Origin of the sequence: Paraburkholderia youngii (genome assembly GCF_013366925.1) — a bacterium.
Lineage (GTDB): Bacteria > Pseudomonadota > Gammaproteobacteria > Burkholderiales > Burkholderiaceae > Paraburkholderia > Paraburkholderia youngii.
In genome coordinates this window covers 3,805,219-3,830,653 of record NZ_JAALDK010000001.1, presented here as the reverse complement: position 1 = coordinate 3,830,653, position 25,435 = coordinate 3,805,219, and the positions used below count along the sequence as shown (strand labels likewise).

The following is a 25,435-nucleotide window of genomic DNA, read 5'->3' as shown; positions in this document are numbered from 1 at the left end:
CACCCTGATTCATTCATAGGTTGCGCGACGGCGTCACGCAAGACTCCCATCCTCATTGACGCGCATCAGCCCTTCCTGCATCGCCGTACCGATCCGCCGCCCGTCCTGATACAACGCGCCCGCGCCAAGCCCGCGATTGTTTGTCGCGCACGGCCCGCTCATGTCGTAGTAGAACCACGCATCGGGGCGCACGGGCGCATGGAACCACATCGCGTGATCGAGGCTCGCCGAGCGAGCGCGGCGGTCCATCGTGCCGTGGCCGCGCGGACGCATCGCGGTGGTCATCAGGTCGAGATCGCAAGCATAGGCTAGCACGGCGTGACAGAGCAGAGGATCGTCGCCGCACGGCTCGCGCAACCGGCACCAAAGCCCGTTGGCGGGCGCCATTACGCCCGGATCGAGCCAAGGCCGCCACAGCTCGCTGCGCCTCTCGAAGAGCGTCATGATTGTCGATACGTGGGAGCGGCGTCGTTCCAGCAGATGTGATTCGCGCGCGTAAAACTCCGCTTCGGCGGGCATGTGTTCGGGCGATGGCACGTCCGGCATCCGTGCGAGACGCTCGTGATCGCCCTCTGCCGCCTGAAACGAGGCCGCGCCGATGAACACCACGTGCTCGTTCTGCGTGACGGTCACCCGGCGCGTGCTGAAGCTGCGGCCATCGCGCACCAGTTGCACGTCGAAGCGGATGCGCTTCGACACGTCTCCAGGGTGTACGAAATAACCCTGCATCGAATGCAGGCCGTGCGCCTCGCGCACGGTTCGCCCCATCGCCATGATCGACTGGGCGAGCATTTGTCCGCCGTAAATGCGCCGCACGCCATCGAAGAGCGAATCGCCCGCGAATATGTGACGACTTTCCTCGCGCACCCGAAGGACCGACAGCAGATCGCTCACCGTCAGCGCCATACGCCCTCCCGTCAGCCAGGAATCGCGACGACGAGGCCGTCCAGCTCCGGCGTGATCTCGATCTGGCAGCTCAGGCGGCTATTGCTGCGCGGCTCTCCGAGACCTTCGAGCATTTCGCGCTCGACATCGCACGCTTCGCCGACCACGCCCATCCACGCATCGTCGACATAGACTTCGCAGGTCGCGCAACTGCACGCGCCGCCGCATTCGGCGACGATGCCCGCGATCATGTTGTCGACGGCACCCTGCATCACGGAACTGCCGAGCGGCACGTCGACTTCCGTGGCCTCACCGCTTACCTGTACGTATTTGATGACTGGCATTGCACACCTCTCTGTCTAACTTGATCGGACTAGTGTTGCGCCGTTTCGAACAGCGACTTCAATGAAAACGCTTCGTCGGCCAAGCATGCCGGATTGAGTGGCACGGCTTCGGCGATCACGCGCTTGCTGAGCATAAAATCCTGCGCGCGATTGATGCAATCGACTGCGAGGAGCCGGTCTTCCTTCAGGTAGAAGGCGCTGAAACTGCGGCCTGTGTCGCGCGTCCCGCGCACAACGACCTGGTCGTAACCCGTGTTGAGGCCCGCAATCTGCAGCTTGATGTCGTATTGGTCGGACCAGAACCACGGTGTCGCACGATACGGCTTATCCTTGCCGCACAGCGCCGCGGCGGCTGCTTTCGCCTGTTCAGTCGCGTTGGGGACCGATTCAAGTCGGATGCGGCCGTAGTACGGCGACGGATGTAGCGTGCAGTCGCCCGCCGCGACGATGTCCGGGTCTGAGGTCCGCGCACACTCATCGACGACGATGCCGTTATCGACCTCGAGCCCGGCCGCTTGCGCCAGCTCGACGTTAGGCACCACGCCGACCCCGATCACGACCAGGCTCGCAGGGAGCGCCGTGCCGTCGTTCAGGACGATCCGCTTGACGTGCCCGTCGCCCTCGAAACGATCGACGGTGACACTCGTGCGGATATCGACGCCCTCTTCCCGATGCACGCGCTCGAAGAAGCCAGACACCTCCGGCGCCGTGACACGCGCGAGCACGCGCGGCGCCATTTCGAGCACGGTTACATGCATACCGAGACGCCTGAGCACAGCCGCCGTCTCCAGCCCGATGTAGCCGCCGCCGACAATTGCAGCGTACCCGCCCGGCTGCACGTGGCGGCGAATGCGATCGATGTCTGCGATGCCGCGCAGGTAATGTACGCCTTCGAGTCGCGCGCCGGGGAGCGCAACGGTCCGCACACGTGTACCGGTGCAGAGCGCGAGCTTGTCGTAGGCGAGCGATGCGCCATCGCGCAGCATCACTGACTTGCGTTCCCGATCGATCGCGACGACCCGCTCGCCCAGACAAAACTCGATGCCGAGTTTGCCGTAAGCGTCCTCGGCCCGGATCAGCAGATCGTTGCTGCTCTTTTCGCCCAGCAAATACGCCTTCGACAATGGCGGCCGATGATACGGCAAATGGGCCTCGTCGCCGACCACAATGATGCGCCCTTCCCACCCTTCTTGCCGAAGGCTCGGCGCAAGTTGCGCCGCCGCATGGCTCGCGCCGACGATGATGCAGGTCCTTTCCACGATGCCTCCTTGCTATTGCCGATCCCGTCTCATGCGACCACCACAGGCCATGCGCCGCCGTGCTGCTTTAGCACTTCCTCGTTGTGTTCGCCAAGCATCGGCGGCGAGCGGTCGATCCGCGTCGGCGTGGCGGAGAAGTTCAGCGGATTATTGATGATCTTGAATTCGCCGCCCTTCGGGTGCGGCAGCGTCTTCAACAAGTTGTCGACGACGTGCGGATCGCTGAAAACTTCGGGCCACGTGCGCACCGCGCCGTAGATCGCGCCCGCCGCAGACAGTCGCGCTTCCCACGCGTCGAGATCGCGGGTCGCGAAAATCGCGGCGAGCCGGTCGTTCACGGGTTCACGATTCGCAAGACGCGCAGCCTTCGTCGCGAAGCGCTCGTCGGTCTTGAGCTCCGGTGCATCGAGCGCGTCGCACAGCACCTGCCAGAACTTGTCGTTGATCGTGATGATCATGATGTCGCGGCCGTCGGACGTCGCGTACGTGTTGTTCGGCACGATGTCCCAGTGCTGGTTGCCCATGCGCAAGGGCGTCTTCGAAGTCAGATCGAAATACACATCGCGCGGCACCTGGCTGAATATGCTCGCGTCGAGCATTGACAGATCGACGCGTTGTCCTTCGCCTGTGCGCTCGCGCGCCTGCAACGCGGTGAGCATGCCGATCGCCGCTAGCAGCGCGGTAACAAGATCCGAGAAGGGAAATCCCGTCTTGAGCGGGCCGGATTCTTGCGTACCCGTGACCTGCATGACGCCCGAGATGGCCTGAATGATCATATCGAGCGCCGGGCGATTGCGGTCGGGGCCGTTGCGGTCGAAGCCCGAGATCGAGCAGTAGACGAGGCGCGGGTTCAGTTCGCGTAGCGCTTCATAGCCGATGCCGACGCGTTCCGTAAAGCCCGGCCGAAAATTTTCAACCAGCACGTCGGCCTCGGCGGCGAGCGCACGCGCGGCAGCCTGTCCTTCCTCCGTCTTCAGATCGAGCACGATGCCGCGCTTGTTGCGATTCACGCCAAGAAAGAACGCGCCGTCGCCGTTGAGCGTTGTCTCGCCAGAGCGGCGGAACGGATCGCCTTCCGGCTGCTCGACCTTGATCACGTCGGCGCCGCAATCGCCGAGCATCATCGTCGCGAACGGGCCGGTCATCATCTGGGTGAAATCGAGCACCTTCAGGCCCTGCAGCGCCGTCTTCATGCTTTGTCCTTTTCGGTGTAGAACGCTTCGCGCTCGTGGTTCGACGCACGCACGCCCTTGTCGCGGCGCTGCTTCATGAAGTTGTACTCGTCGGCTTCGTAACGCACGTTGGTGGCGAGTGTATGCAGAACGTGACCGTAGGAGAACTGGGCGTCGATGCCGAGCGCATTCATTGCCAGATTCGTCGCGGCCTTGCCCATTACGATGCCGTCGCGTGGCAAACGTACGATGCGCTCCGCCCATTCCTCGCCCGCTTCGACGAGCGACGCGCGTGGCACGACCTTGTTGACGAAACCGTTCGCGAGACAGGTTTGCGCGTCCCAGACCTCAGCCATCAGCAGTAGTTCGCGCGCCTTGCGCGGACCGAGCGTCATCATCTCCCAGGCGGCGAAATAGGCGGCGCCTGACAGCCCGAGCTTCTGCTCCGGATGTCCCATCTTCGCGGTGTCAGCCGCGATGACGAGATCCGACGCTTCGGCCAGGTACAAACCGCCGCCGAGGCAATAGCCCTTGACCAGCGACAGCGTTGGTTTGAGAAACTTGAAAATCCGCTCAAAGCGTTCGATATAGCGCTTGTCGTGCAACAGTCGCGCGCGCTGGCTCGGCTTGCGCGGACGACCGTTGTCGTCGTACGTGGTCTCTCCGTATTCGGTGCCGACTTCAGCCAGATCGTGGCCGGTCGTGAAGTCTTCGCCAGCGCCTTGCAGCACGACCACGCGCACGTCGTCGTCGGCTTCGGCCCGGTCGTAGCCGTCCATGAGTTGATCGAGCATGGCGCTCGTCATCGCGTTTTTCTTCTCCGGGCGGTTGATCGTGATGTAGGCCCGGCCGTCCTTCGCGATGTAGTCGATGCTGCCTGTCATGGGTATTCTCCTGTCCTGTGTGGTCTGCATCAGTTGTTCAGATTGATCGCGACCGCCTTGACCTCGGTGTAGAGCTCGATCGCCTCGAAGCCGCGTTCGCGGCCCCAGCCCGATTGCTTGTAGCCGCCGTAGGGCAGGGTCGCGTCGGGCGACGAGAGCGCGTTCACGTTGACGATGCCCGCCTGCATGCGGCGCGCCATCTTGTGCGCGCGGCCGATGTCCTTCGTCCAGATGCTGGCCGCGAGCCCGTACGTCGACGCATTCGCGGTCGCAGCAATGCGCTCGAGGTCGTCGTCGTCGAAGGACATCGCGCACAGCACCGGCCCGAAGATTTCCTCGTCATGCACCTTCATGCCGGGCTTGACGCCGGTCAGCACGGTGGGTTGCACGAAGTAGCCGCGTTCGCCCGACGAGCCGCCACCCGCGTAGAGCGTTGCGCCCTCTTCCTGTCCGCTGTGGATGTAGCCCGCGACGCGATCGAGCTGGCGCCGCGAGATGACGGGACCCATGTCCGTGCCAGCGTCGAGGCCGTGGCCCATCTTCATGCCGTTCGCGCGCTTGGCGATGAGCTCCAGCATCGGCTCGAACGCGCGTTCGTGGACGTAGAGTCGCGAACCCGCCGCGCAAATCTGCCCGGCATGAAAGAAGATCGACGAGCACACGCCCGCGGCCGCGGCTTCGAGGTTCGCGTCGGGAAAGACGATCACGGGAGACTTGCCGCCCAGTTCCAGTGAGACGCGCTTGAGGTTGCCGCTCGCTGCCTGCAAAATGCGCCGTCCCGTCTCGCCGGAGCCGGTGAACGCGACCTTGTCGATGCCCGGATGAGCGGCGATCGCGGAGCCGACAGGATTGCCGAAGCCAGTCACGATGTTCAGCACGCCTGGCGGAATCCCTGCTTCCAGCGCGAGTTCGCCGAGCCTGAGCGCCGTGAGAGGGGTCTGCTCCGACGGCTTCATAACGACCACGCAACCCGCTGCGAGGGCGGGCGCGATCTTCCACATCGCCATGTTGAGCGGAAAATTCCACGGAATGATCTGCCCAACCACGCCCACCGGTTCGCGCAGCGTGTATGCGTGCCATTCGCCCGGGAGCGACACGTTCGGTGTCTCGCCGCTCATCTTGGTGGTCCAGCCGGCCATGTAGCGCAGCATCTCGATGATGCCCACCACGTCACCGTTGCGGCAGAACGGCAGCGGCTTGCCGCTGTTGATGCATTCGAGCTGCGCGAGCTCGTCGCCGTGCGCTTCAATCAGATCGGCGAAGCGCAGCATCATGCGCGTGCGTTCCGATGGTGTGATCTTGCGCCACGGTCCTTCCAGCGCGCGACGTGCGGCTTCGACGGCGCGATCCACGTCGGTGGCGGTCGCTTCCGCGACCGTGGCGATCACTTCGCCCGTCGCGGGATCGAGGATGTCGGTGCGCTTGCCTCCATCGGATGCGATCATGCGGCCGTCGATCAGCAGTCCGTGTTCGCGCGAAAGGAAGTCGCGGGCCGCCTCACCCAGCGCCGGATGAAAACTCGTCGTCATGTCAGTGTCCTTCATGGTCAATGTCGTTGTCCCACGTCACTTGCCGAGCAGCTGCCGCGCGATGATCAGCCGATGAATCTCGTTGGTGCCTTCGAGAATCTGGTTCAGCTTCGCGTCGCGCATGAAGCGCTCGACGGGATATTCGGTCGAGTAGCCGTATGAGCCGTGCACCTGCACAGCTTCGAGCGCGGCTTCCATGGCGACGTCGGTGACATAGCACTTCGCCATCGACGAAAGCAGCGTGAGGCGGCTCGTGTCGCCCGCGTCGATTTCCTGCGTGCTCGTGTAGAGCAGCGTGCGCGCGGCCTCGATCTTCATCGCCATGTCGGCGAGCTTGAACTGGATCGCCTGAAAGTCGCCGATCCGCTTGCCGAACTGGCGGCGGTCCTTCGCGTATTGCACCGACTCGTCGAGCGCCGCCTGCGCGAGCCCGAGCGACGACGCCGCGACCGAAGGCCGGTTCAGGTCGAGAATCCGCATGCAGGCCTTGAATCCGTGGCCTTCCTCGCCGAGCAGGCAATCGGCATCGACGCGCATGTTCTCGAAGAACACCTGATAGGTCGGCGAGCCGTGGCGGCCCATCTTCACTTCCTTGCGGCCGACCTTGAGGCCCGGCGTCTTCGTATCGACGAGGAACACGCTGATGCCCTCGTGCCCGCGCCCTTCCGACGTACGCGCGAAAACGAGCATGAAGTGCGCTTGCGCGGCCCACGTTATCCAGCTCTTCTGTCCGTCGATCACATACGACGCGCCGTCGCGGCGGGCCGTGGTGCGGATCGCGGAGACGTCGGAACCGGCCTCCGGCTCCGTGATCGCGACCGACGAGATCGTGCGGCCCTTCGCGGCTTCCGGCAGATAGCGCGCCTTTTGTGCGTCGGTGCCGAAATGCAGCAACGGCAGGATGAGGCCGATCGAGTTGTTCGCACACAGCGTCGAGGCGGCCAGCGACACCTTGCCGATCTCCTCCTTCGCGATGCACACCGAGGTCAGATTGCCCCCCGGTCCGCCGTATTCCTCCGGTACCCACATCTGCAAGAGGCCGAGATCGCCGAACACTTCGACGAGCACATCCGGAAAATCACGCGTCTCCTCCATTTCCGCGACGAGCGGGCGCACCTGTTCGTCCGCGACCCTGCGCACCATGTCGCGCAGCATTTCCTGTTCTTCGCTGAACTTCACCTTGTTCTCCTCATATGCCTTGCATTACGGCAGCGTCACGTCGCGAAAGCCGAGCGCGCGCATCGCGGGCTCGTCGCTCACGCAAATCAGTTGCGCCTGTTCGGACAGGCTCTCGATCGTGAACGCGTGCCAGCAGGGAATGGCGATCACATCGCCGCGCGTGAGCTCGACGGCGCCCAGCGGCTCGACGGTGATCCGCACGTGTCCGCTCATGACCGTGTACAGGTTGTTGTCGATGCGCGGTCGCTGTTCCTCCCGAGCGCCACGCGCCAGGCCGATCGACTGCACGCCGATAGTCTTCAGGCAATCGGTGGCGAGTTCGAAAGTGCCGTGTTCGCGCGCGCCGCGCTCCAGGTCGGCGCGCTTGTGACGCATCGGCGAATCTGGTTCGTGCGACGTCACCGGTTCGTTGCGCCGCGGATGATCCTCGAAGAACATGCATTCGAGGTTCTGCACCAGCGGCACATCGAGAAAGTCGATCCAGAAAGCGGGCTCGTCGCCGAAGTTGCTGTGGCCGTGCCAGTGCCACGACGGTGTGAGCACTACATCGCCCGGCGCAACGTCGATCTGCACGCCGTTGACGATCGTGAAAGTGCGCTCACCCGCATCGAGAATCAGGCGCAGCGCGTTGGGCGAATGCCGGTGCGAACGCGCGGTCTCGCCGGGCAGCACAAGCTGATACGCGGCCACCAGATTGCGGCAGGTCGGGTAGATGTTGTCGGCAATCGGATCGACCATGATCAGATTGCGGCGCTCCGCCTGCTCGGGCGAGACGAAGGCGCACGCGGCATCGAGCGCGGCGCGGGCATCGGCATAGCGCCACACGGCGGGCACGAAACGCGGCCGTGGCGCCGGCCACATCTGCGGCACTTTTTTCGCCCAGCCCGGCGAGAGCGCGCGGGCCTGCAAGTCATCAAAGTAACCTTGAGGCGCGGCGGGCGCCTGTGTGACCGTGTGCGACATTGCTGTTCCCTGTTCGTTTGTCTGCATAAAAGCGGCGCGCGTTATACCGCCAGACCGGCTTTCGCCTCGTCCCACACGGCGTGCATGCCGAGTTCACCCTGACGCACGTCGAGCGTCATCGAGCCGACGCCGTCGATCACGATTTCCAGCACGTCGCCGTCCTCGACGGGACCGACGCCAGCCGGCGTGCCGCTCGCGATGATGTCGCCCGGTTCGAGCGTCATCACGGCCGAGGACATCGCGATCATCTCGGGAATGTCGACGATCAGATTGCGCGTCGAAGCCGACTGACGTTCCTCGCCGTTCACGAAGAGACGCATCTCGATGTTGTCGAAATCGGCGATTTCATCGGCGGTCGTGATCCACGGCCCGGTCGGGCAGAACGTGTCGAAGGACTTGCGCATCACACGCTCCTCCTTGCCGCGCACGACCATGTCGAGCAGACACGTGAAGCCGAACACATAGTCGCGCGCATCGGCCCGCGTCACGCCGCGCCCTCGCCTGCCGATCACAACGCCGAGCTCGCACTCGTGATGAATCTCGCGGCCTGCGAGCGGCGGCAGGACGATGTCGTCCGCGGGACCGCTCAGACTAGAGTTCGCCTTCAGGAAGAAGCCCTGGCCGCTCGCCTTGTAGGTCGAGATCACGCCGCTGCCGGAGCCATGCTTCATCTCGTCGATATGCGCGTGATAGTTCGCGGGAAACGCGATGATCTTGTTCGGCCACTGCACGGGCGCTTCGAGCCGAGCCTCGGCGAGCGGCCTGCTTTCGCGTCGTGTCACTGCATCGTGCAGCGCGGGGCTGCGCGCCTGCCAGTCGGCGATCAGGCGCACCATGCCGACGGGCGGCCATGTGCCCGGTTCTGCGCCCGCGAGATCGGTGATATCGATGACACGCTCGCCGTCCACGATGCCGATACGGCCTTGATCGAATGTGACGAGCTTCATCGCGTGGCCACCTCTTCGGTGACGACCGCCTCGGGCCTCACGGGATACACGCCGCGAATCACGTCGATCAACGCCTGCGCATCTTCGGGTGCCGCGTCGGCGCGCCATGCCACGTGCCCATCCGGACGCACGAGCACGAGTGCGCGCTCGTACACGGCACGTGCCGCGTCATCGCCGATATCGACGACCGTGAAAGGCACGCCCGCGCGTTGCGCCGCGTCGCGCAGCGTTTCCACATCGAGCGATGCGTCGAAGCGCAGCAGCACGAAGCTCTGGCCGAACAGGTCGAGCGTGGAGCGGCCGGGCGCGAGCCACACGTGTGGCGCGCGATGGCCCGGACGCGAAGTCTGCACATAGGTGCTGATCGTGTCCTCGGGCTCCGGCGTGCCATCGGGCACAACGATCGACGAGCCTTCGTACCGGAAGCCCAAATGAATACCGATCGTGTACCACTCGCGCTTCATCATCGCCGTGTAGGCATCGCCGAAAACACGGCGCGCCTCATCGCCCGCTTCGCCCGACTCGAACACGGCGGGGCTCAGATTCTTGCGTGGCGCGAGCATGAGCTTGAGATTGTTGGTCGCCTCGTTGACGTTGCGGATGGCAACCGGACGGCGTTCAAACTCGTAGGTATCGAGCAGATGTTCGCCGCCCCACCCCTCGACCATCGCCTGCAGCTTCCAGCCGAGGTCCACGGAGTCCTGGATGCCCATATTCATGCCGAAGCCCCCAGTGGGTGAAGTCAGGTGGGCGGCGTCGCCGGCGATCTTCACGCGTGCGGTGCCGTAGTTGTCCGCGACAAGCTGGCGGCGAATCCACGGCATCACCGACAAAATCCTGAAATTGAAGTCATCGCGGCCTACAGCGCGCCGGAAAGCCTTCGCCACATCCTCTTCTGAGAGCGTGCGCATCGTGCCGTCGCCGACGATTGAAAAGCGCCACTGGTCGCGTCCATTGATCGCGACCACCGTGCTCCATGTGCCTTCTGGTCCGATGAAGATGTAGCGATAGCCAGGCTTCTTGTCGTGCAGGGCTTCGAGCCCCTTGCATTCGATAATCGCGTTGGTTGTATAAGTCAGCGCGGGCGTACCGGTCATGCGGATCCCGAGGTTCTCCTTCACGCGGCTCGCGCCGCCGTCGCAACCGACGAGATATTGGCACTCGATCGTATCTTCCTTGCCCGATGCCAGGTCGCGCACGGTCACGGAAACGCCGTCGTCATGCTCTTCATGCGATACGTATTCGGTGCAATAGCGGAACTGCACCTTACCCGTCTTCTGCGCGAAGCGCGTCAGCACGGGGTCGAAGAAATTCTGCGGGCAGCGCTCGCGCTTTTGCGGGCTCTGCTCGGGGCGCGCCTCATCCCGCACGCTCGGAAACCGCTCGCGGCCGAATTCATAGCCGCCCGCCAGTTGCGACACCCAGGCGTAGTCCTGCGGATAGTCCCGGTTGTAGCCCGCGTTCTCGACATCTTCGACGATGCCCCAGCGGCGGCAGAATTCCATTGTGCGGATGCCGACCATGTCCATCTTGGGCTGGGACACGGTGCCGTCGCTGCGTTCGATGAGCACGCAAGGAATGCCTCGCCACCCGAGATCGCCTGCGAGGGAGAGGCCGATCGGCCCCGCTCCAATAATGACGACCGGGGCGTGCCCGCTCGCTTCGATTTGCGCCATAGCTGAATGCTCCATCATGCTCCACGTGTCGTTAGAACCTACGTCGCACCGCCTTGCTTTTCGACAGCGGCACCTCGATGTGAAGCCACTCTAGCAAGCACCCCCGTGCCTCGACCAATACTGTTTGCAGAGGAATTCAGAGGATTTCCCTCTGATATGCACCCAAGTTTCTTCCTCTCAATGGATCGGAAAAACGTATTGGTTTCTGGCCCATATGCGTGGCTATCCTGTGAAGCAGCCGATAGGCCGAGACGCTTCGGCAGCCGACAAAAGCCAACATCAGGAGACACGACACCATGCCCGCCATCCGCACCGAATAATCGCCTCGCGACGGCTCTTCAACGACGGCGGTCTGTCCGCAAGTCCGGACGCATGGCCGTCGATTCGCATCCGCGCCGCGCATTTTCCGTTTGCGGCGCCGCATTTCAAAGGTTCACCATGACCACCCCTGAACGTCCCTGGTATCGCTGGTATGTGCTGTTCATCCTGACGCTGATCTACGCCTTCGGTTACATCGACCGGCAGATCGTGACCATCCTCGCGCCCTATCTGAAGAAGGATCTGGGCGTGTCCGACGCGCAGCTCGGCCTGCTCTACGGCACATCTTTTGCGCTGTTCTATTGCGTGTTCGGCATTCCGCTCGCGCGTCTCGCCGACGGCTGGAGCCGCGTGCGCACGCTCGCGCTCGGTCTGTCGTTCTGGTCGCTGATGACGGCGCTGTCCGGGTTGTCGCGCAGCTTCGTGCAACTGGGCACGGCGCGCATCGGGGTGGGCATCGGCGAGGCAAGCGCCACGCCTGCCGCCGTCTCGCTGCTCGGCGACTACTTCGAGCGCGCGCGGCGCGGTACGGTGCTCGCGCTCTATTCCGTCGGCGTGTATGTCGGTGCGGGCGCATCGCTCGCGATTGGCGGATCGATCGTGTCGGCATGGGAACGCGCCTTCGGGCACGGCAATGCGCCGCTCGGACTGACGGGCTGGCAGGCGTCCTTCATCGGCGTGGGCGTGCCGGGCATGCTGTTCGCGCTGATCGTGATGCTGACGGTTCGCGAGCCGATGCGCGGCCGGCTCGACGCCGTGCCTGCCAGGAAGGACCCGCATCCGTTCGCGAGCGCCGTGCGGGATCTCGGCTCGATGATTCCGCCATGGAGCTGGCTGCGGCTTCAGGCGCTTGGCGCCCCGCGCCGCGAATACGCGCGCAACTTCGTCTATCTGCTCATCTCCGTCGCGCTCGTGATCGTGGCCACGTGGGGCACGAACCAAGTGCTTTCGGCAGGCCGCAAGGCCGTGATCGCGACGGTCGGCGGCTTCGATATCACGAGTAACCTCGTGCAATGGGTTGCCATCGCGGTTGCGTTTTACGTGTGCTCCAACTGGTATCAGGCCACGCGGCTCAGCGACGCGTACGCGCACCGCCTCATCACGGGATCGCGGACCTTCGCGGCCGTCACCGTCGCGGGCGCTTTCCTCGCGTTCGCGATGAATGCCGTCAACGCCTTCGTGTTCGTCTACGCGAGCCGCACGCTCGGCCTGACCGCGAGCGCCGGCCTGCATCTGGGCATTATCGCGATCATTGCGGGCGGATCGGGCATCAGCGTGAGCGGCTACCTGTGCGACTGGGCCAAGCGCAAGCACGCATTCGGCCGCCTTTATTTCGTCTGCGTGACCGCGACCGCGTTCAGCGCGGCGAGCATGGTGCAGTACCTGACGCAAAACGTCACGGTGTTCTATTGCGCCTATGCAGTCGCGACATTCTTCGTCCCGATGTGGTTCGGTCCACTTCAGGCGACCACGCAGGATCTCGTCATTCCGCGACTGCGCGGCACGGCGTTCGCCGCATTTTCGCTCGGGCCGAACATCTTCGGGCTGGGGCTCGGGCCGTACTTCGTCGGCATCGTCAGCGATGCATCTGGCGATCTGAGACTCGCGATTCTCATCGCGATCGGTGTGCTGCCCGTTTCGATCGGCGCGCTGCTGTTCGCGAGCCGCTCGCTGTTGCAGGGCGAAGCAGATGCCCATGCGGAGCTCGAGCGCTTCAATGCCGAAACGCGCGGTGACGGTTACGTGGAAGTCGGCGGTCCACAGTTGACGCACTGAGCCTCCGTACTCCGCTCGCTTTTCAGTTTCGCTATCCCGTCGATAAGGAATCAGGTAATGAGGTCATCAGCATGAAGGTATTGGTTACGGTCAAACGCGCCGTCGATCACAACGTGAAGGTGCGCGTCAAATCCGATCATAGCGGCGTCGAACTCGACAACGTGAAGATGTCGATCAATCCGTTCTGTGAAATCGCCGTCGAAGAGGCCGTTCGTCTGAAGGAAAAAGGTATCGCGACAGAAATCGTCGCGGTGTCAGTCGGCCCCGCCGCTGCACAGGAGCAATTGCGCACGGCGCTCGCGATCGGCGCGGACCGGGCGATTCTGGTCGAGACGACCGGGACGCCCGGCGCGCTCGCCGTCGCGAAGCTGTTGAAGGCGGTCGTCGAACGCGAAGCACCGCAGCTCGTCCTGCTCGGCAAGCAGGCGATCGACAGCGACAACAATCAGACGGGCCAGATGCTTGCCGCGCTCACGAACTGGCCGCAAGGCACGTTTGCCTCGAGCGTCGACGTCGACGTCGACGCGCAACGCGTGACAGTAACGCGCGAAGTGGACGGTGGCCTGCAGACGGTAACGCTGCGACTGCCCGCCGTCGTCACGGCCGACTTGCGTCTTAACGAGCCACGTTACACGACGCTACCCAGCATCATGAAGGCGAAGAAGAAGCCATTCGAGACGCTCGCGGCGAGCGCGCTCGGCGTTTCCGTCGGGACGACGCTCGAAACACTGCGTGTCGAGCCGCCCGCCGAACGCAAGGGCGGCGTAAAGGTGACGTCCGTCGCGCAACTCGTCGACAAGCTCAAGACCGAAGCAAAGGTGATCTGATGGCCATTCTCGTAATCGCAGAACATTCAAACGGCGCGCTCGGCGCGGCTACATTGAACACGGTCGCGGCCGCTCGGGAGATCGGCGGCGACATCACGCTGCTCGTGGCCGGGCACTTAGTGCAGGACTTGGCGGCGCAAGCCCGCTGCATCGCACATGTGAAAACCGTGCTCATCGCCGATCATTCTGAGTATGCGCATCAGTTGCCGGAAAACCTCGCACCGCTCGTCGTGTCGCTGGCAGTCGGCTTCAGCCACGTCCTGTGTGCGGCGAGCTCCCACGGAAAGAACCTGCTGCCGCGCATCGCCGCGTTGCTTGACTCGGACCCCGTTTCCGATATTGTCGCGGTCCTTTCCGCCGACACGTTCAAGCGCCCCATTCATGCGGGCAACGCGATCGCGACCGTACAGTCGGGCGCGGCGATCAAATGCGCAACCGTGCGCGCGACTGCCTTCACGCCCGTCGATGCAACCGGCGGAAGCGCCGACATCGTGCCCGTCACGGGCGCTGTGGATAGCGGCACCTCAGTCTTCGTTGGCGAGAAAATGGCGCGCTCGGATCGCCCGGACCTCAGCGCTGCGGACATCGTGGTGAGCGGCGGGCGCGGCATGCGCAGCGCGGAGCTGTTCGAACTGCTCTATCCGCTCGCGGACAAGTTAGGCGCCGCCGTAGGGGCGTCGCGTGCGGCCGTCGATGCGGGTTTCGCGCCGAACGATCTGCAGGTCGGGCAGACCGGAAAGATCGTTGCGCCGCAACTGTATGTCGCCATCGGCATCTCGGGCGCGATCCAGCATCTCGCCGGGATGAAAGACTCGAAGGTGATCGTCGCGATCAATAAGGATGCCGACGCGCCGATCTTCCAAGTAGCGGACTATGGCCTCGTCGGCGATCTGTTCGAGGCGCTGCCGCAACTGCAGGACGCGCTTTGACGCGCGTTTGTTCATCGTTCATTCAGGAGTTTTCGCATGACCTCGCTCACGCAGACATTGGCCGATTTCACGGTGCAGACGCGCTTCGAAGATCTTCCCGAGCCCGTCGTGCATGAAACGAAACGCCTGCTGCTCGATACGATCGGCTGCGCGCTCGGCGCTGTCGATACGCCAAGCGGAAAAATCGCGCTCGACTATGTCGACATGCTCGGTGGCGCGCCGCATGCGAGCGTCGTCGGCTCGGCACGGCGCAGCTCGGCGACGGCGGCGGCGTACGCCAACGCGCGACTCGCCAACGTGCTCGACGCCGACGACACTTTCCCCACGTCGACGCACTTCGGCAACGCCACCGTGTTCTCCGCGCTAGCGCTGGCCGAGCTCGACAGCCGCAGCGGCCGCGATCTGCTCGGCGCGATCGCCGTGGGCTTCGATGTCGGCGCACGGATCGGCAGCTGGATGGGCGCGCCGATGCAGATCGAAAACGGCAAGGTGATCGGCTGGAACGAGCTCGGCGGACCTGCCGCCACCATCACCTGGGCAGCTATCGGCACGTCGGTGCACATCGCGCGTCTGGACGGTAGGCAGGCCAATCACGCGTTCGGCATCGGCGGCAGCAATTCGCCGCAGCCTACGCTGCGCAAATGGGCGGAATCCGTCGAGCAGCCGATGTACAAATACGCCGATGCCGGTTGGTGCGCGGAAATCGGCGTATCGTCCGCGTTGCTTGCGCGACTCGGCAGCACGGGGTTCACGGACATACTCGACGGCGAAAATGCATTCTGGAAGTTCTACGGCTCGCCGGGCCACGACGATCGCGCGCTACTCGCCGGCCTCGGCGACGACTGGCAGATTCTCAATACGACCTACAAGCCCTGGCCGTGCTGCCGCTGGATCCACCACCCCCTGACCGCGTTCGCGCAACTGCTGGAACAGCACGCGCTGCGGCCCGATGAAATCACGCGTGTCGTAGTGCGGGCGAATCCGTTCTCGCTCACGTCCATCTTCCGTGAACAGCAGCCGAAGGATCTTCTCAGCGCCGAGTTCAGCCATGCGCACGCACTCGCCGCCCTCGCCCACGCGATTCCGCCGGGTCCACGCTGGTACGAATCGACAACAATGAATGACTCGCGCATCGCGGCGTTCCGCGAACGCGTGACGGTCACCGCCGAGCCCTCTTCTTCGAACATCGCAGAATGGATGACGGGCGGACAATGGCGCGGGGTGCCTGGCGGCGTCGATATTCATGCGCGCGGCACCGTCTTCAGCGCGACCGCCGATAACGCGACGGGCGACCCCTGGACCGACACGACGCGTTTCTCGGACGCGCAAGTCCGCAGCAAGTTCGGCGTGATGGCCGGGCTCGATGCGGCAGGCGGCGGCCCGGAGGAACTTCAGCGCGCGGTGCGCGAAGTGACGGACGTGGTCATGGCGCTCGACGAATTGCCGGTCGAACGGCTCACCGCGAGTCTCAGCGCCTTGTTCCTGTCAATGCGCACGCAGGTCACGCAAGCATGAGGGGCGGCGGGCGCGGCGTGATCAGGCCACCGCGCCCCCATCCACCGGCAAGGCGATGCCCGTGACGAAGCTCGCCGCATCGGAACACAGCCACGCGATGCATTCAGCGATCTCTTCGGGCTCGCCGATGCGTCCCATTGGATTCATCGTAGCTGCCAGCTCACCCAGGCGGTCACCGAGCTTTCGCTCGACGAAAGGGGTGCGCACGAGTCCCGGGCAGACGGCGTTGACGCGTATGCCGTGTCGCGCGTAATCGACGGCAGCCGATCGCGTCAGTCCGAGCACGCCATGCTTGCCGGCCGTATAGATCGCGTGGCGCGGCTTGCCCACCAGGCCCGTGCGCGACGACACGTTGACGATCGCACCACCGCTTTCCAGCATGGCCTGGATCTCGTGCTGCATCGAAAGAAATACGCCGCGCAGGTTGACCGACATGAGACGCGTCCAATGTTGGGGCGTGGCGTCGGTCAGATCGATCGGCGTCTCGGACAAGCCGGCATTGTTGACGGCGCAATCGATGCGGCCGTGTTCGCGCAAGGTGCGTGTGACCATCGCTTCGATGGAGTCCGGGCAGGTGACATCGGTCTCGATGAACAGGGCATCGCCGTGGTCGCGACGCAGACGTGAGCCGAGCGCATTCCCCTCCTCGCGGCACCGGTCCGCGATGACGACACGCGCCCCTTCGCGTGCCAGCAGTTCCGCCGTTGCACGGCCAATGCCCGAGGCGCCGCCGGTGATCAACGCGACTTTGCCAGCAAAGCGCGGTGTCTCGGGTGCGCTCACCATGTGACGGGCAAGGCTTCCAGCCGATAAACCTGAGACGTGCTGTTGAACGTCAGCGTCTCGACCGGCACCGCGAGCCGCAATCCAGGCAGACGCCTGAACAGCATGCTGAACACCGTCTGCAGCTCGAGGCGCGCAAGCGGTTGCCCTAGACACTGATGGATGCCGTAGGCGAAAGCTACATGCTCCTGCGGGTTGCGGTGGATATCGAACGTATCAGGGTTTGGAAATACATCGGGATCGCGATTGGCAGCGAAGATCAGCGGGTAGACGCCTTCACCGGCGCGAATCAGGTTTTCTCCGACAACCACATCCACCGTCGCCACGCGTGCCGAATTGAAGTGCGCAATCGTGTGAAAACGCAGCATCTCTTCGATGGCGCTTGCGAGCAACGAAGGATCGGCATCGAGTTCGGCGCGCTGCTCGGGGTGCATCAGCAACGATAGCGTGCCAAGACCGATCTGACTGCCCGTGGTGCCGTGCCCGGCTGAATACAACAGTGAGGCGATCCGCACCACTTCCTCACGTGTCACGTGTCCGGGACGAATCTGCTCGATGACCAGGCGGCTCAGCATGTCGCGCCCCTCGCCGGGATCGACCTCCTTCTGAGCGATGATCCGGTCCAGATGCGCTTCCATACTGCGCACCGCCTCCTGCACGGTTTCCGGCGACGCGGTGTGATCGTTACGCGTCGTACTCCATGTGCCCAGTTTCGCGTGATCCTCGTACGGCACGCCGAGCAGCGCGGAGATGACCATCGAAGGAAGCGGCTGCGAAAAATGCTCGACGAAATCAAGCGGCGGTCCATGCTGGAGCATCTTGTCGACTAGCTCGTCGATGAGCTCGCGGACCATCGGACGCAGGTCGCTCATGCGCTTCTGCATAAAGTCTTTCGTCAGCATCCGCCGGAAGCGCGCATGATCGGGGTCGTCCATGTTGATGAACGCCTGACGCGATCGTGCTTGCACGGCGCGTGCCGGCGAAACCGACGGATAGCCCGGACGAAACGGATCGACGCTGAAATGCGGGCTTCCGAGGATCGCGCGCACGTCCTCCCAGCGGGTCGCGATCCAGGCTGTCGAGCCGTCCCAAAGCCTGACCTTGCTGAGCGGCTGTTCCTCACGCAGCCGTGCGTATTCGAGCGGTGGGCTGAGCGGGCCGCCTGGCCGTTGAAACGGAAAGTCGCGTCCGACGTGGTCGTGATCCGTCACATCCCCATCCTTTCGCATGCGTCTAACTCCACGATATAAAACCGTTATTCCAAGCCGACGTTGCCCGCTGCCGAAACGCCAGACGTGCCGCGTCCCACCTCCGCTTTCGAACGCGATTGACTGACCTGGAAAGCAAGAAATGCCGATATGAGGAAGAAGGCCGACATCACATAAAGTCCGGTCCGGCTGGTTCCCGTCAGATCCTGCGAAATGCCGAGAATCCACGGCCCGACGAGTCCTGCTGTACTTGCGACTGAGTTGATAAAGGCAATTGCTATCGCCGCGCGCGCACCACTGAAGGACATCGCGGGAATGGTCCAGAACAGCGGCACCGCCGCCTGCACGCCAGCAGCACTGATACAAATGCCGATCAGGCCGACGACGGGCGAATCGACGCGCGCCGTGATCCACAGGCCGACCGCAGAGAGCAGCAAGACGATCAGCAAGTGCCATTTCCGGTCGCCGGTCTTGCGCGAAGTCCATGCCACGAGCGCGATGCCGGCGACAGCTGCCAACCATGGAATCGAGGAGATCAGGCCCGCATGGACGGGATCGACGTGAAAGCGCTCCTGCACGATCTTTGGCAGGAAGTATGTGACGGCCCAGAAGCCGATGATGATCGAGAACTCGAGCGCGATAAAGAGCCATGTCAGCGGGTTGCATACGACGGCCTTGAATTCGCTCAGGCTCGCTTTTGAATGTCCGTGATCCGAAACGGTTCTCAAGAGTAAATAGTCTTGCTCTTCCTGCGTCAGCCATTTTGCCTGCTTCGGTCCATCCGGCAGAATGAAAAGGACCAGGAAGCCCATCACTATGGCGGGAATCCCTTCCAGCGCGAAGGCCCAGCGCCAACCGGCGATGCCTGCTACGCCCTCCATCAGAAGAAGTCCGGCAGTCACGACAGAGCCGAGCGCGAGCGAAACGGGCACGCTTAGTTCGAGCGTCAAATAGGCCTGGCCGAGCAGATGTCGCGGATACCAAAAAGTTAGGTAAAACAGCACGCCGGGAAAGAACCCTGCTTCGGCGGCACCAAGAACAAAGCGCAGCGTGTACAGCATCGGCACGCTGTGCGTTGCCGCGAGCAGGCAAGTGACGATACCCCAGCTAATCATGATCCGCGCGATCCAGCGTCTCGCGCCGAAGCGCACGATCGCCATGTTCGATGGCACTTCGAACACGAGGTAGCCGAGAAAGAAGATACCTGCGGCGAAACCGAAAGCGGACGCCGTGAGATGCAGTTCTTTGGAGATGGGGGAAAATAGAACGCCGAGGTTGGCGCGATCGATATAGTTGATGAAGAAACACAAAATGAGGATCGGTACTATCCGCATCGTCACCTTCCGGAAAATCTTCCGTTCGATGGCGGCATGCATGTCGGACCGTTCGGGACCTTGCGCGACTGGGTTGAGTTGCATCGTCTCCTCACTAGTGAGAGTAATTGGGCACTTGTCGACCGTTCTTTCACCGCTTCTTCATGGCGGCATTGCAAGCGTCAGGCAGGAGTCGAAAGCGGGCCGCGCGGCGACAGTGTCGCGCCGGTCTCACGCCAATCGCGAAGACGACCGTGCACCCCGGGCCGCGAATACATTGCTCGTGGTCCGTGCGTTCGGATTGGCTCGCTGAGGGTCATGCGCGGCTCGGGCGTCATGCCGCGCGCATTTCGTTCTGTCTGGATACGTTGTCTGTCGTTAGCTTATGCGCGAGCGCATGAGGCGACCAATACGTTTTTCCGATCCATTGAGACGAAAAATCTAGCGACGGTCAAAAGGCTTTTGCCGCATGGAGTTGCGATGGCCGCGGCGTATGCGCCGGGCGCAACTTACTGCGCATTGATGGAGGGACGCGCCTTTTGCGGGGGATAGACCTGCCAGGAGCCATCGTCATGGCGAAAAAACAGCATCGACAGGTTGCGCGACGTGCGGCTGATCTCCACGCGCACGCAGCGATGCGAACCAGCTTCTTCACGCGCAAGGCGCACTACCCGGGCTGGAGCCGCAAGGTACGGCGCCAGCCATTTCTCGACGAGGCCATGCAACGTCATCGACCGATCGTTCATTTTGCGACTCCCGGACCGTAACGTTATTGGTCCAATGACCAAATATTAGTGGTCAACTGACCAACAAACAAGGAATTTGCGACTAGGCGTTTACCACTAAATCCCGTTAAAACTTCAGCTGGCAGGGTATAAAATCTAACGAAATTGGTCATAAGACCAACCTTTCTAGGTCAAACGCACTTCGGAACTCAGTCTGGCGACTACACGGGACGAAACCATGAAAGATTTGACGATCGCGCTATCGGACGTGGCGGGACCGGGTAAAAAGGGGGCGCCACGCGGACGACGCGAAACGCGCGTGCCGGAAATCCTCGAGGCGGCGATCAGCGTGTTCGCGGCCGCGGGAAACGACGGGTTCACGCAGCGGGGTGTCGCAGCGGCGGCGAACATCCGGCTCGCCACGCTTCAACACTACTTCGGCAGCCGCGATTCCCTGCTCAAGGCAACCATCGAGGAACTAGCACAACGCTATCTGAGGCGCTTTCATGAATTGGGAGAAGATGCCCGGCTCACGCCCGAAGCGCGCCTTCACGCCGTGCTCGATGAGACATTCAATACGCTCGTTAGCCCCGGCAATCTCATCAGTCCGTTCGCTCTCGAATGCTGGTGCCTCGCCGAACATCATCCGGAAGTAAGGGAACTGATGGAGGAAGTGAGCGAGAAATACCAGTCGCTCTTCAGTGGCCTGGTCGCCCAGATCAATCCCGATCTACCCGCGCAGGAGTGCCGCATAAGGGGTGCGCTGATCTACTCGCATTGGCAGGGCCTAATCGTTTTCCTGCGTCGCTCGGGGAGGAACGCTCCTGACCTGGCCGCGTTTCGCAAGGCGACAGGCGTCGTGTGGACTGCGCTCGGCAAGACGACTTCGTGAATCGCGATATCACTGGTGAGCAACGTTGAGTCAATCGAAAATTCAGGCAGTCTACATGCGTGGGGGCACCAGCAAAGGGGGCTTCTTCCGCGACGACTGGTTGCCCGTCGACGTCGCATCGCGCGACCGAATTCTGATGCGCGTGACCGGCAGCCCTGATCCGTACGGCCAGCAGATGGACGGCATGGGCGGCGCGACGTCGAGCACGAGCAAGGTCGTGATCGTCGGGGCATCGTCGCGCGGGGATTGCGACGTGGACTATCGCTTCGGGCAGGTCGCGATCGACAAAACCGGTGCTTGACTGGTCCGGCGACTGCGGCAACCTCACGTCCGCCGTCGGCCCGTTCGCCATTGCACAAGGCCTCGTCGATGCTCCACGCGATGGCATCGCCATCGTGCGGATTTGGCAGGCGAACATCAGCACAAAAATCGTCGCACATGTGCCGATGAGAAACGGCGAAGTCGTCGAGGAAGGCAATTTCGAACTGGACGGGGTGACATTTCCGGCTGCGGAGATCAAGATCGAATTCCTCGACCCCGGCGGCGATAGTGACGATGCCCGCGGCGCGATGTTCCCGACCGGCAACGCGATCGACGTGCTCGATGTGCCCGGCGTCGGGCCCATTGAAATGACGATGATCAACGCGGGCAATCCGGCCATTTTCATCGACGCGGCATCGCTCGGACTGCAAGGCAGCGAATTGCAGCACGACGTGAACGGCGACAGCGCCCTGCTCCAGAAAGTGGAGGCGATCCGCTCGCACGCGTCCGTGCGCATGGGGCTCACTGCGACCGCCGAGGAAGCGACGCAGTTGCGCCCGCACACGCCGAAACTCGCGTTCGTCTCGAAGCCCGCGAGCTATGTCGCATCGAGCGGCAAGCCGATCGACGCGGACACGCTCGACATCAACGCCCGCATCTTCTCGATCGGCAAGCTGCATCACGCGATGACCGGTACCGGCGCGGTGGCGATCGCCGTCGCGGCGGGTATTCCCGGTACCGTCGTCAACCGGCTCGTGCCGCGATCTAAGGCTTCGGTGCGCTTCGGGCATCCGTCGGGCAGTCTCGAAGTGGGCGCGGAAGCCCAGCAGAAGGACGGCGCATGGACGGTCACCAAAGCGAGTATGAGCCGCAGTGCGCGACGCCTAATGGAAGGGTTCGTACTGGTGGCGTCTTCGACGACCTCGCGTCGACCGAATCGCGATTGAGTTAGGAAAGGGTGACGAATTGCTGAGGGATTGTCTTTCGCTTCGGCGCTTCTTGTGGCCCCCCTCGAAGGCACAATTCGCGCGGAATGTTCTATCGTCGATCTTGCTCGATCAGTGACCGCACTTCGGGCCCACGGACTTCTCGCAGGACTCTGGGCGCTCTGCCGACATTCGCACTTTGGCGTCGGCAAACGTCAGCTTTCACTTCATGCAGACAGGTAACCGCGGCCCACTCCTGCTGCTGGCCGACTTTGAGCGCAACGACGACAGCGGCCGCTGCCCTCACCCATTGGGTTAGGCCCTTGGGACTGCTAGACTTAAGGTTCCCAAGGCCTCACGCGCCGCCGTCAGACATCCCGCATCGAAGATTGTATGGTTCTCAGCCGCTTAGCAAACGTCCCCATGACAGCCGAAGCTGGCGTCGCTCTCATGGTAGTCACGACTGCGACTTTCGCTGCAGGTGATTCCGTCGTCAAGATCATTGGCACAGCGGTCCCGTTGACAGCAATTCTTCTTGGACGCTACATCTTTCAGGCAATCGCCCTTGGCGCCTGGCAGGCCAGACACGGCATTAGTCGTTTCGGGCACATCGGCACGCTGCGGCTCCAGGTGTTGCGTGCGTTTCTCCTGCTTCTCAATTCAGCCTGCACATTTGCCGGATTGCGCCTGTTGGCATTACCGGTCGCCACGTCGCTGGCGATGATGGCACCACTCATTTCAACGCTGCTCGCGGCGACTCTGCTCAACGAAGAAGTGTCCAAGGCAAAGTGGTTCATGGTTACGCTTGGCTTCATTGGGATGCTGATCGTCGTCAGGCCCGGAAGCGGTCAGTTCAGTTGGGCAGTGGCATTTCCTATAGGGGCTGCCACAACTTTTGCGTGTTTTCAGGTTGTCTCAAGCAAGTTGTCGATGGCTGGCGACCCTGTTACAACCAATTTCTTCACAGCCCTGATAGCGAGCATCGCACTAGCGTCGCTTTTATGGGTCGATCAAGCTGCTCTTCTTCCCGCAATTCATGACGTAAGGGCGGGAGGCTGGCTATTGGTCATTTTGATGGCGTCGCTTGCCACTTCGGGTCATCTCCTTATGCTTCAGGCCTTGCGAAGAACGCCGCTTGCTGTGCTGACTCCGTTCGGCTATGCGCAGCTTGCCTTCGCCACGTTTTTTAGCTGGCTGCTGTTCGGTAAGATGAGCTTGCCCCCGAAAAACGAATCCCTTGCTGAGCAGGTAAACTCAAGCAAGGAGAAGAAGAACGATGACGAGCAAGGCAAAGCGAGCGCAGTACACGCTCGAGTTCAAGCTGGAAGCGGTGCGACTGGTCAAGGCCGGGCAAAGCATGGCGGCGGTGGCGGGGACACTGGGGGTGGTTGAACAGACGCTGTACAACTGGGTGAAGGCTGACCGGGAAGGCAAGTTGGCGGGAGCAGGCACGAAGCCTGTGAGCCCGGAGCAGATGGAACTGGCGCGGCTGCGTGCCGAAGTGGCTCGCCTGAAGATGGAGCGAGATATTTTAAAAAAAGCGGCCGCGTACTTCGCCAAGGAGTCGATGTGAAGTACGCGTTCATCGAGCGCAATCGACGCCAATGGCCGGTCTCTGTACTATGCGAAGTGCTGGAAGTTAGTCCCAGCGGATATCATCAGCATCGACAACGCACCGCGCAGGACAAACCGTACCGAAGTCGCGTGAGCGACGACGCGCTGGTCGCGCACATCAAGGCGATTCACGCGCAGGTCAGGGGCGAATATGGCTGGCCTCGAATGTGGAAGGAACTACTCACGCATGGCGTGCGCGTGGGCAAGGAGCGGGTTCGCAAGCTGATGGCCCGGCATGGCATTCGAGCCCGCCACAAGCGCAAATACATCGCGACGACGAACTCGAACCACGATTTGCCGGTGGCGCCCAATCTGCTTGCGCGCAACTTCACTGCAACTGCCCCGAATCAGGTCTGGACGAGCGATATCACCTATCTGGCGACAGCCGAGGGCTGGGTGTACCTCGCGGTTATCATTGACCTGTTCAGCCGACAGGTGGTGGGCTGGTCGATGCAGCCGCACATGAAGGCGGAACTGGTCACGGACGCATTGCGCATGGCGTGGTTCCGGCGCCGCCCGGAAGCTGGCGTAATTGTACATAGCGACAGGGGCGCCCAGTATTGCAGCGGCCTGTTTCAGGACACCTTGAAGGCCTATGGCATGCGCTCGTCGATGAGCCGACGCGGCGATTGTTGGGATAACGCGCCGACCGAAAGTCTGTGGGGTTCGCTGAAGGTAGCACGCATGCATGGCCGGCACTTCGCTACACGGCGTGCCGCAATGGATGAAGTAATTGATTGGCTGGGCTTTTACAATGCACGACGGTTGCACTCGACACTCGACTACGTCAGCCCCATGAATTTCGAGAAGAACTGGTTCGCGGCTCAGCAAGGCGAAGCCGCATAATTCCCTCAGCTATGGGATTCGTCAAACGGGGGCAAGGTCAAGATTCCAGACTTGTGGACTATCGTAGGGATGGCTGTAATCGCGATCAGTGGAATCGGCACAATGGTCGTGCATGCCTCACCTCGAGGCCAGTAGTCACCTTTCTTGCTTGTTGTTTTGCGGGATTTTGAACGGGATATGACTCCCAGGCCGCCGGCAATCCCCGCTGGATTGGCTGCACTACCCGCCAGCTGTCGTCGGGTTCGCTGCGGGCCGGCCGTTGTCGATCGGGAGTGTGAGTTTGCTGATCCGGCAAGCTGCCGCGTGGCCGCTCGATGCCTCCACAGTCGGCAATCCGCCGGATTACTGACATGAATCCCAGTGCGCACCAAATGTCAGCTTTGGCCGAATTGTGCACGTAGCCCCGTCTGTCAGCTTGCGGGTAGTAATGCAGCCGCTCCAACGGCATGTTTCCCTGCTCGCTGACCGGCAGGAGTTAAACGCGATCACGCGCACATAGCTTCGTAAGACAGGAATCTGGAGGGCCACAAATCAGAATGCCGGTCACGCGATCACGGCGACTGTTATCGAGGAGAACCCATGAATAGCTGACCAATGGCGGGAGGACAAAGCGGATCGTCCAGTCCTGGAAACCTACACCCAGCTTGTTTTGAGCCGCCGCGAT

Annotated in this window: 21 protein-coding genes and 1 pseudogene; 8 read left to right on the top strand and 14 right to left on the bottom strand. The window is 62.6% G+C overall.

Annotation, left to right across the window (positions count from 1 at the left end; genetic code table 11):
* Positions 1-33 precede the first annotated feature (33 nt).
* The 10 genes from G5S42_RS17680 to G5S42_RS17635 are packed head-to-tail and all read right to left on the bottom strand — an operon-like array spanning position 34 to position 10,838.
* The gene (locus G5S42_RS17680; RefSeq protein ID WP_176107944.1) at positions 34-906 is read right to left on the bottom strand and encodes an acyl-CoA thioesterase; all 873 of its coding nucleotides are present in this window, start codon (positions 904-906) and stop codon (positions 34-36) included.
* A gap of 11 nt (positions 907-917) precedes the next feature.
* The gene (locus G5S42_RS17675) at positions 918-1,229 is read right to left on the bottom strand and encodes a 2Fe-2S iron-sulfur cluster-binding protein (protein ID WP_176107943.1); all 312 of its coding nucleotides are present in this window, start codon (positions 1,227-1,229) and stop codon (positions 918-920) included.
* 29 nt (positions 1,230-1,258) lie between these two features.
* Entirely contained in the window at positions 1,259-2,488 is a 1,230-nt protein-coding gene (locus tag G5S42_RS17670; protein ID WP_312883578.1) for an NAD(P)/FAD-dependent oxidoreductase, read from the bottom strand.
* 29 nt (positions 2,489-2,517) lie between these two features.
* Positions 2,518-3,681 (bottom strand): CaiB/BaiF CoA transferase family protein, encoded by a 1,164-nt coding sequence (locus G5S42_RS17665; RefSeq protein ID WP_176107941.1) that lies wholly within the window; start codon positions 3,679-3,681, stop codon positions 2,518-2,520.
* Complete coding sequence (locus G5S42_RS17660; RefSeq protein ID WP_176107939.1) at positions 3,678-4,544, bottom strand: enoyl-CoA hydratase-related protein; 867 nt, start codon at positions 4,542-4,544, stop codon at positions 3,678-3,680. Before G5S42_RS17660 ends, G5S42_RS17665 begins: the two co-directional genes overlap by 4 nt.
* A gap of 29 nt (positions 4,545-4,573) precedes the next feature.
* Complete coding sequence (locus G5S42_RS17655; RefSeq protein WP_176110555.1) at positions 4,574-6,073, bottom strand: aldehyde dehydrogenase family protein; 1,500 nt, start codon at positions 6,071-6,073, stop codon at positions 4,574-4,576.
* A 36-nt stretch (positions 6,074-6,109) separates the two neighbouring features.
* Entirely contained in the window at positions 6,110-7,252 is a 1,143-nt protein-coding gene (locus tag G5S42_RS45470) for an acyl-CoA dehydrogenase family protein (RefSeq protein ID WP_176107938.1), read from the bottom strand.
* Positions 7,253-7,276: 24 nt separating this feature from the next.
* Positions 7,277-8,215: a cupin domain-containing protein gene (locus G5S42_RS17645; protein WP_176107937.1), complete on the bottom strand. Its 939-nt coding sequence runs from the start codon at positions 8,213-8,215 to the stop codon at positions 7,277-7,279.
* A gap of 41 nt (positions 8,216-8,256) precedes the next feature.
* Positions 8,257-9,162: a fumarylacetoacetate hydrolase family protein gene (locus G5S42_RS17640; RefSeq protein ID WP_176107936.1), complete on the bottom strand. Its 906-nt coding sequence runs from the start codon at positions 9,160-9,162 to the stop codon at positions 8,257-8,259.
* Positions 9,159-10,838 (bottom strand): FAD-dependent oxidoreductase, encoded by a 1,680-nt coding sequence (locus tag G5S42_RS17635; RefSeq protein WP_176107935.1) that lies wholly within the window; start codon positions 10,836-10,838, stop codon positions 9,159-9,161. The genes G5S42_RS17640 and G5S42_RS17635 overlap by 4 nt, the downstream gene beginning before the upstream one ends.
* A gap of 438 nt (positions 10,839-11,276) precedes the next feature.
* Between G5S42_RS17635 and G5S42_RS17630 the strand changes: the two genes are divergently transcribed.
* The 4 genes from G5S42_RS17630 to G5S42_RS17615 all read left to right on the top strand — a co-directional run bounded on the left by G5S42_RS17630 (position 11,277) and on the right by G5S42_RS17615 (position 16,203).
* Positions 11,277-12,932, top strand: a complete 1,656-nt coding sequence (locus G5S42_RS17630) for a spinster family MFS transporter (RefSeq protein WP_176107933.1) — start codon at positions 11,277-11,279, stop codon at positions 12,930-12,932.
* A 71-nt stretch (positions 12,933-13,003) separates the two neighbouring features.
* A complete protein-coding gene (locus tag G5S42_RS17625; RefSeq protein WP_176107931.1) occupies positions 13,004-13,759 on the top strand; it encodes an electron transfer flavoprotein subunit beta/FixA family protein in 756 nt (251 codons plus the stop codon).
* Positions 13,759-14,688 carry an electron transfer flavoprotein subunit alpha/FixB family protein gene (locus G5S42_RS17620; protein WP_176107929.1) on the top strand — a complete coding sequence of 310 codons (930 nt, stop codon included), beginning with the start codon at positions 13,759-13,761 and terminating at the stop codon, positions 14,686-14,688. The genes G5S42_RS17625 and G5S42_RS17620 overlap by 1 nt, the downstream gene beginning before the upstream one ends.
* Positions 14,689-14,724: 36 nt before the next feature.
* A complete protein-coding gene (locus G5S42_RS17615) occupies positions 14,725-16,203 on the top strand; it encodes an MmgE/PrpD family protein (RefSeq protein ID WP_176107928.1) in 1,479 nt (492 codons plus the stop codon).
* A gap of 21 nt (positions 16,204-16,224) precedes the next feature.
* Here G5S42_RS17615 and G5S42_RS17610 read toward each other — a convergent pair whose 3' ends face one another.
* The 4 genes from G5S42_RS17610 to G5S42_RS17595 all read right to left on the bottom strand — a co-directional run bounded on the left by G5S42_RS17610 (position 16,225) and on the right by G5S42_RS17595 (position 20,253).
* Positions 16,225-16,989, bottom strand: coding sequence for a glucose 1-dehydrogenase (locus G5S42_RS17610; RefSeq protein ID WP_176107927.1), 765 nt, complete (start codon positions 16,987-16,989; stop codon positions 16,225-16,227).
* Positions 16,983-18,215 carry a cytochrome P450 gene (locus G5S42_RS17605; protein ID WP_176107926.1) on the bottom strand — a complete coding sequence of 411 codons (1,233 nt, stop codon included), beginning with the start codon at positions 18,213-18,215 and terminating at the stop codon, positions 16,983-16,985. The genes G5S42_RS17610 and G5S42_RS17605 overlap by 7 nt, the downstream gene beginning before the upstream one ends.
* Before the next feature lie 26 nt (positions 18,216-18,241).
* Positions 18,242-19,612, bottom strand: coding sequence for an MFS transporter (locus G5S42_RS17600; RefSeq protein ID WP_176107925.1), 1,371 nt, complete (start codon positions 19,610-19,612; stop codon positions 18,242-18,244).
* 404 nt (positions 19,613-20,016) lie between these two features.
* Positions 20,017-20,253: a hypothetical protein gene (locus G5S42_RS17595; protein WP_176107924.1), complete on the bottom strand. Its 237-nt coding sequence runs from the start codon at positions 20,251-20,253 to the stop codon at positions 20,017-20,019.
* Between the two features lie 217 nt (positions 20,254-20,470).
* Between G5S42_RS17595 and G5S42_RS17590 the strand changes: the two genes are divergently transcribed.
* The 4 genes and pseudogenes from G5S42_RS17590 to G5S42_RS17575 all read left to right on the top strand — a co-directional run bounded on the left by G5S42_RS17590 (position 20,471) and on the right by G5S42_RS17575 (position 24,771).
* The gene (locus tag G5S42_RS17590) at positions 20,471-21,124 is read left to right on the top strand and encodes a TetR/AcrR family transcriptional regulator (RefSeq protein WP_176107923.1); all 654 of its coding nucleotides are present in this window, start codon (positions 20,471-20,473) and stop codon (positions 21,122-21,124) included.
* A gap of 55 nt (positions 21,125-21,179) precedes the next feature.
* A pseudogene (prpF, locus tag G5S42_RS17585) lies at positions 21,180-22,332 on the top strand (2-methylaconitate cis-trans isomerase PrpF).
* A gap of 402 nt (positions 22,333-22,734) precedes the next feature.
* Entirely contained in the window at positions 22,735-23,703 is a 969-nt protein-coding gene (locus tag G5S42_RS17580) for a DMT family transporter (RefSeq protein ID WP_217709911.1), read from the top strand.
* A protein-coding gene (locus G5S42_RS17575; RefSeq protein ID WP_176107922.1) for an IS3 family transposase occupies positions 23,588-24,771 on the top strand; the annotation gives its coding sequence in 2 pieces (ribosomal slippage) (positions 23,588-23,855 and positions 23,855-24,771; 1,185 coding nt in all). The genes G5S42_RS17580 and G5S42_RS17575 overlap by 116 nt, the downstream gene beginning before the upstream one ends.
* Positions 24,772-25,435 lie beyond the last annotated feature (664 nt).

Bases quoted from the DNA above. Each gene is read 5' to 3' on its own strand.
- G5S42_RS17625 (WP_176107931.1), top strand. From the start codon at position 13,004: ATGAAGGTATTGGTTACGGTCAAACGCGCCGTCGATCACAACGTGAAG.
- G5S42_RS17610 (WP_176107927.1), bottom strand. From the start codon at position 16,989: ATGGTGAGCGCACCCGAGACACCGCGCTTTGCTGGCAAAGTCGCGTTG.
- G5S42_RS17615 (WP_176107928.1), top strand. From the start codon at position 14,725: ATGACCTCGCTCACGCAGACATTGGCCGATTTCACGGTGCAGACGCGC.
- G5S42_RS17665 (WP_176107941.1), bottom strand. From the start codon at position 3,681: ATGAAGACGGCGCTGCAGGGCCTGAAGGTGCTCGATTTCACCCAGATG.
- G5S42_RS17640 (WP_176107936.1), bottom strand. From the start codon at position 9,162: ATGAAGCTCGTCACATTCGATCAAGGCCGTATCGGCATCGTGGACGGC.
- G5S42_RS17605 (WP_176107926.1), bottom strand. From the start codon at position 18,215: ATGCGAAAGGATGGGGATGTGACGGATCACGACCACGTCGGACGCGAC.
- G5S42_RS17580 (WP_217709911.1), top strand. From the start codon at position 22,735: ATGACAGCCGAAGCTGGCGTCGCTCTCATGGTAGTCACGACTGCGACT.
- G5S42_RS17590 (WP_176107923.1), top strand. From the start codon at position 20,471: ATGAAAGATTTGACGATCGCGCTATCGGACGTGGCGGGACCGGGTAAA.
- G5S42_RS17595 (WP_176107924.1), bottom strand. From the start codon at position 20,253: ATGAACGATCGGTCGATGACGTTGCATGGCCTCGTCGAGAAATGGCTG.
- G5S42_RS17655 (WP_176110555.1), bottom strand. From the start codon at position 6,073: ATGACGACGAGTTTTCATCCGGCGCTGGGTGAGGCGGCCCGCGACTTC.
- G5S42_RS17630 (WP_176107933.1), top strand. From the start codon at position 11,277: ATGACCACCCCTGAACGTCCCTGGTATCGCTGGTATGTGCTGTTCATC.
- G5S42_RS17680 (WP_176107944.1), bottom strand. From the start codon at position 906: ATGGCGCTGACGGTGAGCGATCTGCTGTCGGTCCTTCGGGTGCGCGAG.
- G5S42_RS17620 (WP_176107929.1), top strand. From the start codon at position 13,759: ATGGCCATTCTCGTAATCGCAGAACATTCAAACGGCGCGCTCGGCGCG.
- G5S42_RS17675 (WP_176107943.1), bottom strand. From the start codon at position 1,229: ATGCCAGTCATCAAATACGTACAGGTAAGCGGTGAGGCCACGGAAGTC.
- G5S42_RS17600 (WP_176107925.1), bottom strand. From the start codon at position 19,612: ATGCAACTCAACCCAGTCGCGCAAGGTCCCGAACGGTCCGACATGCAT.
- G5S42_RS17635 (WP_176107935.1), bottom strand. From the start codon at position 10,838: ATGGCGCAAATCGAAGCGAGCGGGCACGCCCCGGTCGTCATTATTGGA.
- G5S42_RS17660 (WP_176107939.1), bottom strand. From the start codon at position 4,544: ATGACAGGCAGCATCGACTACATCGCGAAGGACGGCCGGGCCTACATC.
- G5S42_RS17645 (WP_176107937.1), bottom strand. From the start codon at position 8,215: ATGTCGCACACGGTCACACAGGCGCCCGCCGCGCCTCAAGGTTACTTT.